Origin of the sequence: Micromonospora sp. URMC 107, from assembly GCF_051386315.1 — a bacterium.
Taxonomy (GTDB): domain Bacteria; phylum Actinomycetota; class Actinomycetes; order Mycobacteriales; family Micromonosporaceae; genus Micromonospora.
Window position 1 is genome coordinate 1 of record NZ_JBPQTK010000132.1, and the last position, 15754, is coordinate 15754.

The window sequence follows — 15754 nt, forward strand, 5'->3', positions numbered from 1 at the left end:
GGTCCGCTCGTCGGGCAGTTCACCGCTGGCGAGCGCCTCCGCGAGCCGACGCCGGGCGTCCGCCTCGACGGCGGGGTCCACCGTCGGGTAGCGGTGCACGTGGATGAAGCCCAGCTCGGTCTCGTCGACGTCGCGCACCACGCCCTGGGCGCACAGGTCGCCGAGGATCCTGTCGCGCAGGCCGTGGCGCAGCCGCTGCACCCAGGACGAGGGGCTGTGCGGCGTGTCGGCGGCCATGCGGGCGAGGACCCCGTCGACGAGCGGCTCGCCGACGGGCGTCGGGTCGACCACCGCCAGGGACCCCTCGGAGTACACGATCCGCCCGGCCAGGGCCAGCTCGATCAGCACCGCGGCGGCCATCCCCAGGTCGAGGCTGATCCGCGGCATGGTCGCCTTGCCGGTCTCGTCGTCGTACGCGAGGAGAAGCAGCTCTTCGGCGAGCGCAACACCAGTCATGGCCCGGAACGGTAGCGGCTGCGCGCATCTCGCGCACGGACTCGCGCGCAGCCGCGCGGCAGACCTCAGAAGCGGGGCATCCCACCGAACTGGCGGTCGCCGGCGTCACCGAGCCCCGGCACGATGAACTTCCGGTCGTTGAGCCCCTCGTCGATCGAGGCTGTGACCAGGCGCAGCGGCAGGCCGGAGCGCTCCAGCCGCTCGATGCCGACGGGCGCGGCGAGCACGCAGAGCACGGTGATGTCGGTGCAACCGCGATCGGCCAGCAGCCGGCAGCAGTGCTCCAGCGAGCCGCCGGTGGCGAGCATCGGGTCGAGCACCAGCACCGGCAGGCCGCTCAGGTCCCGCGGCAGCGACTCCATGTAGGCGCGCGGCTCGTACGTCTCCTCGTCCCGGGCCAGGCCGACGAAGCCCATCGAAGACTCCGGCAGCAGGCCGAGCGCGGCGTCGGCCATGCCCAGGCCGGCCCGCAGCACCGGCACGAGCAGCGGCGGATTGGCCAGCCGGGTGCCCTCGGTGCCGGTGACGGGGGTCTGCACCGGGTACTTCTCAACGGGGAAGGAGCGCGCGGCCTCGTACACCAGCATGGTGGTGAGTTCGTGCAGCGCCGCCCGGAACGAGGAGGAGTCGGTGCGCGCGTCCCGCATGGCGGTCAGCCGCGACTGGGCGAGCGGATGGTCAATGACGTGTACGTCCACGATCGCTCAACCTACCGGTCCGGCCGTCCGGGCACTGCGGGTGCGCCCGGAGCAGCGACCCCGCTCACCACCGCACCGCCGACCGGGCGGTGACCAAGATCACTGTCCGGTCGGATGCGTAGACTTCCGGGCATGACGGCGACAGCGACGTCGGCCCGGTCGGAGCTCTCCGAGTTGGGACGATCCGAGACCGCTCTGCGGACCTTCCTGCACGGCCTGCCGGGCGTGGACCAGGTCGGCGCGGAGCAGCGGGCGGCACAGCTCGGCACCCGCTCCATCAAGACCACCGCCAAGGCCCAGGCCATCGACCTGGCGATCCGGATGGTCGACCTGACCACCCTCGAAGGGGCGGACACCCCGGGCAAGGTGCGGGCCCTCGCGGCCAAGGCGCTGCGCCCCGACCCGGCCGACCCGTCCTGCCCGCACGTCGGCGCGGTCTGCGTCTACCCGGCGATGGTCGGGCACGTGGCCGAGGTGCTGCGCGGCTCGGGCGTCCACCTGGCCAGCGTGGCGACCGCCTTCCCGTCGGGCCAGGCGCCGCTGGAGGTCAAGCTCGCCGACACCCGGGCCGCCGTGTCGGCCGGCGCCGACGAGATCGACATGGTGATCAACCGGGGCGCGTTCCTGGCCGGCCGCTACTCCGAGGTCTACGACGAGATCGTGGCCACCAAGGAGGCCTGCGGGGACGCCCACCTCAAGGTCATCCTGGAGACCGGCGAGCTGGCCACGTACGACAACGTGCGGCGCGCCTCCTGGCTGGCGATGCTGGCCGGCGGCGACTTCATCAAGACCTCCACCGGCAAGGTCCCGGTCGCGGCCACGCTGCCGGTGACCCTGGTGATGCTGGAGGCGGTCCGCGACTTCCGGGCCGCCACGGGCCGGCAGGTCGGCGTGAAGCCGGCCGGCGGCATCAAGACCACCAAGGACGCCATCAAGTACCTGGTGATGGTCAACGAGACCGTCGGCGCGGACTGGCTGGACCCGGACTGGTTCCGCTTCGGTGCCTCCAGCCTGCTCAACGACCTGCTCATGCAGCGCACCAAGCTGACGACCGGCGCCTACTCCGGTCCCGACTACTTCACCCTGGACTGAGAGCCGATGTTCGAATACGCACCCGCCCCCGAGTCCCGCTCGGTGGTGGACCTCAAAGCCTCCTACGGGCTCTTCGTCGACGGTGAGTTCGTCGATCCCGCCGACGGCGGCACGTTCAAGACGGTCAACCCGGCCTCCGAGGAGGTCCTCGCCGAGGTCGCGGAGGCCGGCGCGCAGGACGTGGACCGCGCCGTCCGCGCCGCCCGCCAGGCCTACGAGAAGGTCTGGGGCCCGATGGCGGGCCGGGACCGGGCGAAGTACCTCTTCCGGATCGCCCGGATCATTCAGGAGCGCTCCCGCGAGCTGGCCGTGCTGGAGTCGCTGGACAACGGCAAGCCGATCAGGGAGTCCCGCGACGTCGACCTGCCCCTGGTCGCCGGGCACTTCTTCTACTACGCCGGCTGGGCCGACAAGCTGCCGTACGCCGGCTTCGGGCCGGACCCGCGGCCGGTCGGCGTCGCGGCGCAGGTCATCCCGTGGAACTTCCCGCTGCTGATGCTGGCCTGGAAGATCGCCCCGGCACTGGCCGCCGGCAACACGGTGGTGCTGAAGCCGGCCGAGACGACCCCGCTGACCGCGCTGCTCTTCGCCGAGATCTGCCAGCAGGCCGACCTGCCAGCCGGCGTGGTCAACATCGTCACGGGCGCCGGCGACACCGGTCGCGCGCTGGTCGAGCACCAGGGCGTGGACAAGGTCGCCTTCACCGGTTCGACCGAGGTGGGCCGGGCCATCGCCCGCGCCGTGGCCGGCACCCGCAAGAAGCTCACCCTGGAGCTGGGCGGCAAGGCGGCCAACATCGTCTTCGACGACGCCCCCGTCGACCAGGCGGTCGAGGGCATCGTCAACGGGATCTTCTTCAACCAGGGGCACGTCTGCTGCGCCGGCTCCCGCCTGCTGGTTCAGGAGAACGTCGCCGACCGGGTGCTGGAGTCGCTCAAGCGGCGGATGGCCCAGCTGCGCGTCGGCGACCCGCTGGACAAGAACACCGACATCGGCGCGATCAACTCGGCCGCGCAGCTGGCGCGGATCCGGGAGCTGTCCGACGCCGGGTCCGCCGAGGGCGCGGAGCGCTGGTCGCCGCCGTGCGAGCTGCCGGAGCGCGGCTTCTGGTTCGCGCCGACGATCTTCACCGGGGTCACCCAGGCGCACCGGATCGCCCGCGAGGAGATCTTCGGCCCGGTGCTGTCCGTGCTGACGTTCCGCACGCCGGCCGAGGCCGTCGAGAAGGCCAACAACACGCCGTACGGGCTGTCGGCCGGGATCTGGACCGACAAGGGCTCCCGGATCCTGTGGATGGCCGACCGCCTGCGCGCCGGCGTGGTCTGGGCCAACACGTTCAACAAGTTCGACCCCACCTCGCCGTTCGGCGGCTACAAGGAGTCGGGCTACGGTCGCGAGGGCGGCCGGCACGGGCTGGAGGGCTACCTCAATGTCTGAGCGGGTCGCGGTACGCAAGACGTACAAGCTCTTCATCGGCGGGAAGTTCCCGCGCAGCGAGTCGGGACGGTCGTATCTCGTGCAAAGCGGCAACGGTGACGCAGTGAATGTGTCTCTTGCTTCTCGGAAGGACGCGCGGGACGCCGTCGTCGCCGCCCGCGCCGCCGTGAAGGGCTGGGCCGGGGCGACGGCGTACAACCGGGGTCAGATCCTCTACCGGGTCGCCGAGATGCTGGAGGGCCGGCGCGAGCAGTTCGTCGCCCTCGGCGTGCCCGGCGACGAGGTCGACGCGGCCGTGGACCGCTGGGTCTGGTACGCCGGCTGGTCCGACAAGCTCCCCCAGGTGTACGGCGGCGCCAACCCGGTCGCCGGGCCGTACTTCAACCTGTCGGCGCCCGAGCCGACCGGCGTGGTGGCCGTGGTCGCCCCCGAGTCCCCGGCGCTGCTCGGCCTGGTCAGCGTGATCGCCCCGGCGATCGTCACCGGCAACACCGTGGTGGTGGCGACCTCGCCGACGCAGCCCCTGGCGGCGGTGACCCTGGCCGAGGTGCTCGCCACCTCCGACCTGCCCGGCGGCGTGGTCAACCTGCTCACCGGGCGGATCACCGAGACCGTGCCGGCGCTGGCCGCCCACATGGACGTCAACGCCATCGACCTGACCGGGGTGGCCGACGCCGAGCTGGCGACGGAGCTGGAGGTCAAGGCGGCGCAGAACCTCAAGCGGGTGCTCCGGCCGGCCCCGGCCGACCACGACTGGTCCGCCGACCCGGGCATCACCCGGATGACCACGCTGCTGGAGACGAAGACGGTCTGGCACCCCAAGGGGGTGTGACTGGTCGCTGTCCTGGGGTCTTCCGGGGGAGCCCCGCCCGCTCCGGGCGGTCAGGCTTGATCCCTGCGCGGGCGGGGCTCCCCGGAAACCGTTCGTGGACAGGTTCGTGGGGAAGCTCGGCTCAGGTGTGCTGCCTCGGGTGGGCTCTACTACCGGGGGTAGGATTGCGGCGTGACTCGGCTTGGTGATCTCGAACGTGCGGTGATGGACGTCTTGTGGGACTCGGTCCCGGGCACGCCGGACGGGACCACCGTGCGCGAGGTGGCCGACGCGCTGGACGGCCGCGAGCTGGCGTACACGACGGTGATGACCGTGCTGGACCGGCTCGCCGGCAAGGGCATGGTGCAGCGCCAGCGGGAGGGTCGGGCCTGGCGTTACCGGCCCGCCGCCAGCCGCGAGGCGTACATCGCCCAGCTCATGCTCGACGCCCTCGACCTCGGCGGCAGCCGGGACGCCGCGCTGGTGCGCTTCGCCCGCTCGGTGACCGGCACCGAGGCCGAGGTGCTGCGCGCCGCCCTCGGGGCCGAGGCCGCAGCGACCGGGCACGACGGGGACGCGCTGACCGACCGGGTCGGGGCGCCGACGGTCGACGGGGTCGGCCGCCCGCCCCGGGCCGACAAGGCAGCGGACCGGTAGGGCGGCGGTCGTGGCGTACGCCCTGCACTTCGCCGCGTCGATGCTGGCCTGCTGGCTGACCGCGCAGGTGCTGGCCCGCTCCACCTGGACGTGGCGCAGCCCCCGCGTCGCGATCGTCTGCTGGCAGGCGGTCGGGCTCGCCCTCGGGCTCTCCGCCATGGGCGTGCCGATGGCGCTGGGCCTGGGCGCCTACGACCGCCCGACCGGCAGCGCGCTGGTCGCCCTCGCCACCGACCTCGCCCACGGCACCCTGCCCGTCGGGCTGGGGGCGCCGCACCTGGCCGCCGTCGGGGTGGGCTTCGGCATCGGCGCGGTCCTGCTGACCACGACGGTCCGCAGCGTCCACGGCACCGTACGCGCCCAGCGTCGGCACCGGGACCTGCTCGCCCTGGTCGCCCGCCGGGACCCGACGGTGCCCGGGGCGCTGGTGCTCGACCATCCGAGCGCGGCGGCGTACTGCCTGCCCGGGATGAAGCCCCGGGTGGTGGTCAGCGCGGGCACCCTCGACCTGCTGGACCGCGCCGAACTGGCGGCCGTGCTCGCCCACGAGCGGGCGCACGCCCAGGAGCGGCACGACCTGGTGCTGCTGCCGTTCACCGCGCTCAGCCGGGCGCTGCCCTGGTTCGCCTGGGTGCGCGAGGCGCACGACCGGGTCGCCCTGCTGGTCGAGATGCGGGCCGACGACAAGGCCCGCGAGGCGCACGCCGACGCCCCGCTGGCCGGTGCGCTGCGCCGGTTCGCCGCGGCCGGCAACCGGATCACCCCGGCCGGCACCCTCGGGCTGGGCGACCGGGACCTCGACGTACGGGTGCAGCGACTCCTGGTCGCCGACCGGCCGCCCCGGCTGCTCGGCGCTGCCGCGCTGGCGGTGGCGACCAACGTGGCCGCCCTGCCGGTCTCCCTCTTCCTGAGCTGACCCGGGCGGTCCCTCCCCCGGCCGCCGCTCCCGCGCCCGTCCGCTCTCCCGGCGCGGGAGTTACCGCTGCGTGGATCGCGTCCGGCCATGCTGGCACCCGGGCCCGCCCGGCGACGCGACCCGCCCGTCACCTTCCCCCACAGCTACTACGATTCGTCGTAGCATCCTCTACGACGGGCCATAGTAGTTATGTGTAGGCAATCTACGTGTAGGCTCGCTACGACAAGTGAGCCAACCGTACGGAGAGCCGGCCATGGACACCCTGCTCCTCGCCCGCCTGCAGTTCGCCACCACCACGTCGATCCACTTCCTCTTCGTGGCGGTGACCCTCGGCCTGGTGACCCTGCTGGTCTATCTCCAGACCGCCTGGGTGATCACGAACAAGCCGGTCTACGAGCGGCTGACCCGCTTCTGGGGCCAGCTCTACGTGATCAACTACGTGCTCGGCATCGCCACCGGCATCGTGATGGAGTTCCAGTTCGGGCTGAACTGGAGCGGGCTGTCGCGCTACGTCGGCAACGTCTTCGGGGCGCCGCTGGCCATCGAGACGCTCGTCGCCTTCTTCCTGGAGTCGACGTTCCTCGGCATGTGGATCTTCGGCTGGCACCGGCTGCGTCGGGGCGTCCACCTCGCCCTGCTCTGGGGCGTCGCGATCACCGCGTACGCCTCGGCGTTCTGGATCATGGTGGCGAACTCCTGGCTGCAGAACCCGGTCGGCTACGAGGTGCGCGACGGGGTCGCCCACCTCACCGACTTCTCCGCGCTGCTGGACAACCCCACCCTGCGCATGGCCCTCGGGCACGTCGTCACGGCGGCGCTGCTGGTCGGCGGGATGCTGATGGCGGCGGTCAGCGCGTGGCACCTGGTCCGGCGCACCCCCGACTTCGCGCTGCACCGCAAGGGGCTGCGGATCGGCCTGGTCACCTCGGCCGTGGCGATCTTCTTCGTGCAGGCCTTCGGCTTCGCCCAGTTCTTCGCGATCGGGGACGTGCAGCCGACCAAGTTCGGCGACGACCCCGCCGCCGCGCCGCTGATCGCCGACTGGACCGCCCGGTTCGGCCCCGGCGACTACACCCCGCCGGCCCTCGCCAACGTCGGCCTCGGTTTCATGATCCTGATCGGTTTCACCCTCGGTCTGCTCTGGCTGATGCTCCCGCTGCTCTGGCGGGACTGGATCATCCGGCTGCGCGTCCCCCTGTGGATCCTCCAGTTCGCCCTGCCGCTGCCGTTCGTCGCGATGATCCTCGGCTGGATCGCCCGCGAGGTCGGCCGCCAGCCCTGGGCCGCGTACGGGCTGCTGCCCGTGGACCAGGCGGTGTCGCCGGTCAGCCCCTGGCTGATGCTCACCTCGCTGATCGGCTTCAGCCTGCTGCTCGGTGCCCTCGCCGTCACCAACTGGGTGCTGCTGGCCCGGCACGCCGCCCGGGGCGCGCACGATCCGGCCCTGGGCCGGCAACCGGACCAGCCTCCGGCCGACCCCCACCCCGAGCCCGCCTTCGCCTGAGGAGACGACCGTGGAACTCGCCTGGTACGCCCTGCTCGGCCTCTTCTTCGCCGTCTACCTGGTGCTCGGCGGCTACGACTACGGCGTCGGCCTGCTGCTCGCCCGGCACACCGACCCCGCCCGCCGCCGCGCCGCGCTCAACGCGGTCGGCCCGTTCTTCCTCGGCAACGAGGTCTGGCTGGTGGCCGCCGTCGGCATCCTCTTCGGCGCCTTCCCCGTGCTGGAGGGCGAACTGCTCTCCGGCTTCTACCCGGCGGTGCTCGGCGCGTTGACCGGGGTCGTCCTGGTGACCGCCGGCGTGCAGCTGCGCAGCCGCCCCGACGGGCAGCGCGCCCGCGCCTGGTGGGACCGGGTCGTGGTCGTCGGCAGCGTGCTCGCCGCGCTCGGCTGGGGGGCCGTGCTGGCCGGGCTGCTCCAGGGCGTACCGCTGCGCGCCGACGGCCACGTCGCCGGGGTGACCCACCTCTTCACCCCGTTCGTGGCCGCCGCCGGGCTCGCCGTCGTCGCGCTGGTCGCGCTGCACGGTGCGACCTTCCTCACGCTGCGGCTGCCCGCCGCCGACGCCGCGCCGGTCGGGCGACTGGCCGCCCGGCTCGTCCCGGTGGCGCTCACCACCGTCGGCGCGGCCGCCGTCCTGGGCCTGCTCTCCGCCGACGTACGCGCCGCCGCACGGCAGCCGGTGGTGGGCGTACTGCTGCTGTCGTTGCTGGTCGCGGCGTTGCTGGGGGCCCGGGTGGCGCTCGCCCGGCGACGGCCGGGGCTGGCCTTCGCCGCCACCTGCGCCGCCCTGGCCCTGCCGGTGGCGCTGGCCGGCGCGACCATCTGGCCCTACGCGCTGGTCTCCACGGTCGACCCGGGGGCGTCGCTGACCGTGGCCGACGCGGCGGCGAGCGCCCCCACGCTGCGGCTGCTGGGCTGGCTGACGCTGCCGCTCCTGCCGGCCCTACTAGGCTTTCAGGCGATGTGCTGGTGGGTGTTCCGGGGACGGACCGACGGCAGGGCACCGGTGTACTGGTGAACCGCCGTCCCTTCGACCCGCGTCTGCTGCGCCGGGTCCCGGGGGCCCGGCGCGACCTCGCCGTGCTCGCGCTGCTCGGCGTGCTGGCCGCGGGGCTGGTCGTCGCGCAGGCCACCGCGCTGGCCGCGCTGCTGGCGACCGCGTTCGAAGGGCGGCTGGACCGGCCGGCGCTGACCGGCTTCGCCGCCGCGGTGGCCGCCCGCTCGCTGCTGGTCTGGGCGCAGGGCACGGTGTCCGCGCGGGTCGCGGCGACGGTCAAGGCGGCGCTGCGGGCGGACCTGCTCGCGGCGGTCGGGCGGCACGGCCCCGGCTGGGTCGCCGGCCAGCGCGCCGGGCAGCTCGCCACGCTCACCGGGCGCGGGCTGGACGCGCTGGACGCCTACTTCACCGGCTACCTGCCGCAGCTGGTGCTCAGCGTCACCGTGCCGCTCGCCGTGCTGGCCCGGATCTTCGTCGCCGACTGGAGCTCGGCGCTGATCATCGCGGTCACCCTGCCGCTGATCCCCATCTTCGGCGCGCTGCTCGGCTGGCAGGCGCAGGCCGCCACCGAACGGCAGTGGCGGCGGCTCTCCCTGCTCGGCGGGCACTTCCTCGACATGGTCGCCGGGCTGCCCACGCTGCGCGCGTTCGGCCGCGCCCGGGCGCAGACCGAGGTGGTCCGCCGGATGGCCGACGGCCACCGGGTCGCGACCATGAAGACGCTGCGGATCGCGTTCCTGTCCGCCCTGGTGCTGGAGCTGGTGGCCACCCTCTCGGTGGCGCTGGTCGCCGTGCCGGTGGGCGTGCGGCTGCTCGGCGGCGGGTTGACCCTCCAGACCGCGCTGCTGGTGCTGCTGCTCACCCCGGAGGCGTACCTGCCGCTGCGGGCGGCCGGCGCCCGGTTCCACGCGAGCATGGAGGGGCTCACCGCGCTGGACGAGGCGCTCACCCTGTCGGCCGCCGCCCCCGCGCCGACGCGCGGCGAGGGCGCGGCCGTCCCCGACGGCCGCGGCGAGATCCGGTTCGAGGCGGTGACCGTGCGGTACGAGCGGACCACCGCCCTGCGCGACGTCACGCTGACCGTCCGGCCGGGCGAGCGCGTCGCCGTGATCGGGCCGAGCGGCGCCGGCAAGAGCACCCTGCTCGGCCTGCTGCTCGGCTTCGTCACCCCGACCGCCGGCCGGGTCACCGTGGGCGGGGTGGACCTGGCCGACGCCGACGCCGACGGCTGGCGCCGCCAGGTGGCCTGGGTGCCCCAGCGGGCCCATCTCTTCGCCGCCTCGCTGGCCGACAACATCCGGCTCGGCGCCCCCGACACCCCGGACGCCGCGCTCGCCGCGGCGGTCCACGACGCCGCCCTGGACGACGTGGTCGCCGGGCTGCCCGACGGGCTCGCCACCGTCCTCGGCGAGCGCGGGCACGGCCTGTCCAGCGGGCAGCGGCAGCGGGTCGCGCTGGCCCGCGCGTTCCTGCGGGACGCGCCCGTGGTGCTGCTCGACGAGCCGACCGCCCGACTCGACACCGCCGCCGAGGCGGTCGTCCTCGACGCCACCCGCCGGTTGGTGGCCGGGCGGACGGCCCTGCTGGTGGCGCACCGACCGGCGCTGCTCGCCGACGCGGACCGGATCCTGCGGATCGAGGACGGCCGGGTCACGGAGCTGACGCCCACGGCGGCCGGGGAGGCGACCCGATGACCGACGAGCCTTCGTCGTCCGGCCCCCGGCCGGAGAGCCGCCCCGCTGACGCACCCGCCACCGACGCCGGGCCGGACAGCCACCCCGCTGACGCGCGCGACACCGACGCCGGGCCGGCGGCCGGCGGCGGCCGGCCCGCGCGCGGTCGCGCCGGCTCCGCCGAGCGGGCCGTGCTGCGGCTGGCCCGGCCGTACCTGAACCGGCTGCTCGGGGCGGGGCTGCTCGCCGCCGCCACCGAGTTCGCCGGCCTCGCCCTGATGGCCACCGCGACCTGGCTGCTGATGAGCGCCGCCGGCCGCCCCCCGCTGGACCGCCTCACCGTGGCGATCGTGGCCGTGCGGGCGCTGGCGATCAGCCGGGGCGTGCTCCGCTACACCGAACGGCTCGCCGGGCACGACGCCGTGCTGCGGCTGATCACCGACGTCCGGGCCCGGGTCTTCGGCGCCCTCGCCGCCCGACCGGCGGCACGGCAGCGCTCCGGCGACGCGCTGAGCCGGCTCGTCTCCGACGTGGAGGCGGTCCAGGACCTGCTGCTGCGGGTGCTGGTGCCGGCCTCGGCGGCGGCGCTGGTCAGCGTGCTCGCGGTCGGCGGGGCGGCGCTGATGTCGCCGGCCGCCGCCGCGGTGCTCGCGGTCGGGCTGCTGGTCGCCGGGGTCGCGCTGCCCGCACTCGCCACCGCGCTGACCCGGCGCGCCGCCGCCGAACTGGCGCCGCTGCGCGGCGCCCTCGCCACCGACGCGGTCGACCTCACCCACGGCGCCGCCGACCTGGCCGCGTTCGGGGCCACCGGGCACGCGCTGGAGGCGGCCGGGGTCCGGGCCCGGCGGCTGGCCCGGCTGGAGCGGCGGCTCGCCGCCACCGGCTTCGCGGTCGACGCCGCCGGGGTGCTGGTGGCCGGGCTGACCGCCGGCGCGGTGGTGCTCGCCGCGCTCGCCGACGGCGTGGACGGGGTGCTGGTCGGCGTCCTGGCGGTCGGCACGCTCGCCGCCGTGGAGATCGCGCTGGCGCTGGTCGGGGCGGCCCGGCAGTGGACCCAGCTGCGCACCGGCCTGACCCGGGTCGCCGCCCTGCTGGACGCCCCGGCCGGCCCCGCCGCGCCCGACGGCGCACCGGTCGGCCCCGGGCCGTACGACGTGCGGTTCGAGGAGGTCACCGTCCGGTACCGGGAGGGCGCCCCGCCCGCCCTGGACGGGTTCAGCCTGGAGCTGCCGCCCGGCCGCCGGGTGGCGGTGGTCGGGCCCAGCGGCGCCGGCAAGAGCACCCTGGCCGCCGTCCTGACCGGCGCGGTGCGCCCCGCGCACGGGCGGATCACCCTGGACGGGCGGGAGCTGTCGGCGTACCGGGCGGAGGAGCTGCCCCGCGCCGTCGGGGGGCTGCTCGCCGAGGCGTACGTCTTCCACGCCTCCGTGCGGGAGAACCTGCTGTTGGGGCGGCCCGACGCCGACGAGGAACGGCTGGCGGCGGCGACCGCGGCGGCCGGGCTGCTGGACTGGGTACGCGAGCAGCCCGACGGCTGGGACACCGTGGTCGGCGAGGAGGGCGGCCAGCTCTCCGGCGGCCAGCGGCAGCGGCTCGCGCTGGCCCGGGCGCTGCTCGCGGCGCCGGGTGTGCTGGTGCTCGACGAGCCGACCGAGGGGCTCGACCCCGCCGCCGCCGACGCGGTGCTCGCCTCCGCGCTGGCGGCCACCCCGGCCGGGCACTCCGTGCTGCTGATCAGCCACCGGCTCAGCGGGCTCGCCGAGCTGGACGAGATCGTGGTCCTGGACGCCGGGCGGGTGGCCCAGCGCGGCCGGCACGCCGAGCTGGTCGCCGCCCCCGGCTGGTACCGGGACCAGTGGCTGATCCAGGAGGCGGCCGAACGCGGGTACCTGGCGCTGCGCCCCTGACCTGCGTCCGACCTCCCCGCCCGCCGGTTCCGGGTCGGGCCAGGGTTCTCCCCGACGACGCCCGGCGGCGGCCCGTGACAGGGTGGGGCCATGCGGGGCGAGAACGACGCGACGACGGTGGAGGAACGGCTGCGGGAGCTGGGCGCGCACCTGCGGGGGCCGCGCCGGCTGAAGTCGGACCTGCTGACCGAGGCGCGGCACGGGCTGCTGGACGCCGTCGACGCGTACCGGGCGGAAGGGCTGCCGGCGACGGAGGCGCAGCGCCGGGCGGTGGCCGAGTTCGGCTCGCCGGCGCAGCTCGCCCCGGCCTACCAGGCGGAGCTGGCGGCGGGTGCGCTGCGCGGGCTGTCGCTACGGGTCATCGCGCTCGCCACGGTCGCGTTCGTCGCCGGCGACCTCACCTGGCAGGGGTCGAGCTGGGGCGGCTCCCCGCCGCCGGCCGCCTACCAGCTGTTGTCGGCGTCGGTGGGCTGGATCTGGGCGGCGGCGTTCGTGCTGGCCGCGATCGGGCTGCTGCGGTCGGGCCGGTCGGCGCTGCGCGGCGGTGCCGCCGACCGGGCGGTGGGGGCGGCCCTCACCGGGGTCCTCGCCCTCGGCGTGCTGGCCGGCTCGGCCCTCTTCGCGTGGTCGGTCGGCCTCTGGGACGCCGCGCTCACCTGGCCCCCAATGATCATCGGTGCGGTGGTGGCCGCCGCCGGCTATCTCTGGCTCGGCCGGGCCGCCCGCAGCTGGCTGCTCGCCACCCGCTGAACGCCGAGGTCGGGCCGGTCCCGGTCAGGCCGGCGCGGCCGGTTTCGGTCAGGCCGGCGCGGCCGGTTTCGGTCAGGCCGGCGCGGCCGGTTTCGGTCAGGCCGGCGCGGGCGGTGGCGTGTCGGTGTCGAGGAACCGGCCGACGGTGGAGCGGAACTCGTGCCACCCCGACCGCTCGCCGGCCAGCGCCCGCCGGCCCTCGTCGGTGAGTTGGTACGTCCGCCGTTCCCGGCCGTTGACGGTGCTCCAGGTGCTGGCCACGTGGCCGGCCCGCTCCAGCCGGCGCAGCGCCGGGTAGATGGTGCCGGTCGGCAGGTCGAGCTGGCCGTCGCTGCGGTCGCGCAGCGCCTCGATGATCGCGTAGCCGTGCAGCGAACCCTGCTCGAGCACCGCGAGCAGCAGCGCGTCGAGGTGGCCGTGCAGCGCCTGGGCCTTCATGTGTAGCAACGCTACTTGTCGACGGCCCGGTCCGCCACCGGGGTGCGGGCACCGGTCTCCCGGAGACGCCCACTAGGGTATGTGCCCAGAGTCACTCGTCGGCGGCGGACGCCGGCGGGTGGGCAACCCGAAGCACACGGAGGTCAGCGTGGCCCGCCAGTCGCCCCAACGGCCCGACGCCGACGAGCCCGAGCTCGACGACGCCGACGCCCCGGCCGAGTCCGGCACCGCAACCGTCTCTGCCGAGGCCGCCCGCGCCCTCTGGGACGAGCTGCGCATCGACCCGGTGGAGATCGCGCTGCCCGCCGGCACCGGCTACACGCTGCGGGCGTACCGGCCGGCGCGGGAGCTGACCCCGACCGACGTCGCCGAGCGCGACCAGGACGACCCGTTCCTGGCCCGCCGCCAGGTCGTGGAGGAGGACGAGGACGACGACGAGGCCGTCGTCATCCTCGACGAGGAGGTCGCCCAGGAGTTCGCCGAGAGCGACGAGGAGGAGGCCAAGGGCCGCCGCCGCGACGCGACCGACGACGAGGACGCCGAGCCGGACTCCGAGGACGAGGACGAGGCGGGCGACGAGGAGGTTCCGGTCTTCCTCAGCCACCGCGGAAAGCTGCTGCTCTTCAAGACGCCCGAGTCGCTGGTCAGTTTCATCCGTTCCGGGGCGCCCAACGACCTGTCCCAGCTGGACAGCTGGAACGAACTGTCCGAACGGGTGGAGCCGGCCGACATCGCGCCGCTCGACGAGGACATCTACGAGCTCGACCTGGTGGTGGAGAACCTTCGCGGCGGGCACGACACCTGGGACCCGACGCTGCTCATCGAGGCCGGCGAGGTGGCCCGCGACCTGGCGTACGCGCTGCGGCTGCCCGCGGTGCTGGACATGCTCTCCGCCGGCTCCAGCCTCGACGACCTGGACGAGGCGCTGCGTGCCACGGTCGACGGCGGGGTCGGCGGGTTCTTCGGTCGGCGTCGACTGAAGAAAATCGGGGCACAAACCGCAAGTCTGGGTTGGCGCACCATTGTCGGCAAGATCTCTGCGGTCGTGGACTGGCGCGACTGACCCTTTACGGGGAGCATCAGTCTCTGGCAGTGAAAGCCTTGTGTCCCGGGAGGAGGACGACGCCGTGGCGCTCGTGCGCGTGTACTGCGGTCTGGCCTCGGCGGATCCGGCCGACCGACCGGTCTCGGCCGGTTCGACGCTGACGTCCGCTGTGGTCGACGACGCAGGCCGTCTGCTGCATGTCTGCGAGATCGGCGACGACCCCGCTGGCTACGCCCAGCTGGTCGCGCTGCTCGTGGAGCGGTCGGGCGGGCCGAGCGGTGCGGCCATCGCCGCCGACAGCGACGACCACACGGTCACCTCGCTGCTCAGCGCCGCCGGTCGTCCACTGGCGATCGCCGACGACGACTCGGTCGACGACTTCGCCGAGCGGTTCGCCGACGACGACTCCCTGGAGGAGATGCAGTCGCCCCCGGCCGAGCGGCGCGCCGTCGGCCTGGCCCGCGCCCTGCAGGCCGGCGCCCTCTCCGCCGTCACCCTCCCGGCCCCTCGGGACCTCGCCGGCTACAAGCAGGTCCTCGCCGCGCACGCCGCCCTGGCCAGCGGCCGGCACTCCGCCGCCGTCGCGCTGCGGGAGGTGCTCCGCGAGCTCTACCCGGCCGCGTTGCGCGCGTACCCGGACCCGGCCGAGCCGGTCTCGCTGGCCGTGTTGGACGCGCTGCCCGAGCCCGGCATGCTGAGCGGCACCGTGGGTCGCGAGGGCGACGCCCCGATCCCCGCCGAGGCGGTCGCGTCGCGGCTCGCCGCCGACGGGGTCGCCGACGCCGACCAGCTCACCTCGGCGGTGACCGCCCTGCGGGTGGCCATCAGCGAGACGCCCCGGCGCGCCACCGTCAACCGCGCCCTCACCTCCGCCGTGGCGGACACCGTGCGGCAGGCGGTCGCCTCCGTCCGGGCCTGCGACGCCGGCTGCCAGGCCCTGGTCGGCGCGCTCAACGACCGGGCCGGCACGCCCGCCGCACCGGCCCCGGGGCGCCGCGCCGCGACCCGACACGGCGAGCCCCTCGGCGACGCACCCGGCCTCGCCCCCACCGGCGGCCTGCCCGGTCTCGCCGGCACCGGCCCGCGTGCCCTCCGGCCCGCGGAACTCGAGCCCACTCCGACCGGTGGCCGACGGAGCCGACCCGAGCCCGTCTCCGGCCCGACGCCGCCCCCGGCCCCCCGACCGCTCGGCGCGGGCGCTCTGGATCGCCGCGGTGGTCAGGGTGGGGCGGAACGGCTCCCCCGCCTCGGCGGGCGGCACCGTGCCCCGCTGTGCCGGGGCGATGGGGGTGATGCCCGGCGGCGCGGAGTAGGGCGCCGGCGGAGTCGACACCGGCGGGCCCGCGTAGGGCACGGGCGGCGCGGAGACCGGC

Annotated in this window: 14 protein-coding genes and 1 pseudogene; 12 read left to right on the top strand and 3 right to left on the bottom strand. The window is 75.1% G+C overall.

Features of this window, described 5'->3' with window-relative positions:
• Both ACSNN9_RS23610 and upp read right to left on the bottom strand, forming a co-directional pair.
• Positions 1 to 456 (bottom strand): GOLPH3/VPS74 family protein (locus tag ACSNN9_RS23610; protein WP_436675434.1); only part of this gene is annotated, 456 nt, incomplete at its 3' end.
• A gap of 65 nt (positions 457 to 521) precedes the next feature.
• Positions 522 to 1154: a uracil phosphoribosyltransferase gene (upp, locus tag ACSNN9_RS23615; protein WP_091097998.1), complete on the bottom strand. Its 633-nt coding sequence runs from the start codon at positions 1152 to 1154 to the stop codon at positions 522 to 524.
• A gap of 132 nt (positions 1155 to 1286) precedes the next feature.
• On the opposite strand from upp, the gene deoC reads away from it, so the two are divergent.
• From deoC to ACSNN9_RS23665, 10 genes are all read left to right on the top strand, one after another.
• Positions 1287 to 2246, top strand: a complete 960-nt coding sequence (gene deoC / locus ACSNN9_RS23620) for a deoxyribose-phosphate aldolase (RefSeq protein WP_436675435.1) — start codon at positions 1287 to 1289, stop codon at positions 2244 to 2246.
• A 6-nt stretch (positions 2247 to 2252) separates the two neighbouring features.
• The gene (locus ACSNN9_RS23625; RefSeq protein ID WP_436675436.1) at positions 2253 to 3683 is read left to right on the top strand and encodes an aldehyde dehydrogenase family protein; all 1431 of its coding nucleotides are present in this window, start codon (positions 2253 to 2255) and stop codon (positions 3681 to 3683) included.
• Positions 3676 to 4515 carry an aldehyde dehydrogenase family protein gene (locus ACSNN9_RS23630; RefSeq protein WP_436675437.1) on the top strand — a complete coding sequence of 280 codons (840 nt, stop codon included), beginning with the start codon at positions 3676 to 3678 and terminating at the stop codon, positions 4513 to 4515. Before ACSNN9_RS23625 ends, ACSNN9_RS23630 begins: the two co-directional genes overlap by 8 nt.
• Positions 4516 to 4686: 171 nt before the next feature.
• The gene (locus tag ACSNN9_RS23635) at positions 4687 to 5151 is read left to right on the top strand and encodes a BlaI/MecI/CopY family transcriptional regulator (protein ID WP_436675438.1); all 465 of its coding nucleotides are present in this window, start codon (positions 4687 to 4689) and stop codon (positions 5149 to 5151) included.
• A gap of 10 nt (positions 5152 to 5161) precedes the next feature.
• Positions 5162 to 6067, top strand: coding sequence for a M56 family metallopeptidase (locus ACSNN9_RS23640; RefSeq protein ID WP_436675439.1), 906 nt, complete (start codon positions 5162 to 5164; stop codon positions 6065 to 6067).
• Between the two features lie 253 nt (positions 6068 to 6320).
• Positions 6321 to 7571 carry a cytochrome ubiquinol oxidase subunit I gene (locus tag ACSNN9_RS23645; protein WP_436675440.1) on the top strand — a complete coding sequence of 417 codons (1251 nt, stop codon included), beginning with the start codon at positions 6321 to 6323 and terminating at the stop codon, positions 7569 to 7571.
• Positions 7572 to 7581: 10 nt separating this feature from the next.
• Positions 7582 to 8589, top strand: a complete 1008-nt coding sequence (locus tag ACSNN9_RS23650) for a cytochrome d ubiquinol oxidase subunit II (RefSeq protein WP_436675441.1) — start codon at positions 7582 to 7584, stop codon at positions 8587 to 8589.
• Positions 8586 to 10262: a thiol reductant ABC exporter subunit CydD gene (gene cydD / locus ACSNN9_RS23655; protein WP_436675442.1), complete on the top strand. Its 1677-nt coding sequence runs from the start codon at positions 8586 to 8588 to the stop codon at positions 10260 to 10262. The genes ACSNN9_RS23650 and cydD overlap by 4 nt, the downstream gene beginning before the upstream one ends.
• Complete coding sequence (cydC, locus tag ACSNN9_RS23660) at positions 10259 to 12148, top strand: thiol reductant ABC exporter subunit CydC (RefSeq protein WP_436675443.1); 1890 nt, start codon at positions 10259 to 10261, stop codon at positions 12146 to 12148. Before cydD ends, cydC begins: the two co-directional genes overlap by 4 nt.
• Before the next feature lie 90 nt (positions 12149 to 12238).
• Positions 12239 to 12898, top strand: a complete 660-nt coding sequence (locus tag ACSNN9_RS23665) for a permease prefix domain 1-containing protein (protein WP_436675444.1) — start codon at positions 12239 to 12241, stop codon at positions 12896 to 12898.
• Between the two features lie 96 nt (positions 12899 to 12994).
• On the opposite strand, the gene ACSNN9_RS23670 is transcribed toward ACSNN9_RS23665, so the two are convergent.
• Complete coding sequence (locus tag ACSNN9_RS23670; protein ID WP_436675445.1) at positions 12995 to 13336, bottom strand: PadR family transcriptional regulator; 342 nt, start codon at positions 13334 to 13336, stop codon at positions 12995 to 12997.
• 118 nt (positions 13337 to 13454) lie between these two features.
• Between ACSNN9_RS23670 and ACSNN9_RS23675 the strand changes: the two genes are divergently transcribed.
• Together ACSNN9_RS23675 and ACSNN9_RS23680 are read left to right on the top strand one after the other, a co-directional pair.
• Positions 13455 to 14399 (top strand): DNA primase, encoded by a 945-nt coding sequence (locus ACSNN9_RS23675; protein ID WP_436675446.1) that lies wholly within the window; start codon positions 13455 to 13457, stop codon positions 14397 to 14399.
• Positions 14400 to 14439: 40 nt separating this feature from the next.
• Positions 14440 to 15754 (top strand): annotated as a pseudogene (locus ACSNN9_RS23680) (hypothetical protein); the annotation flags it as partial.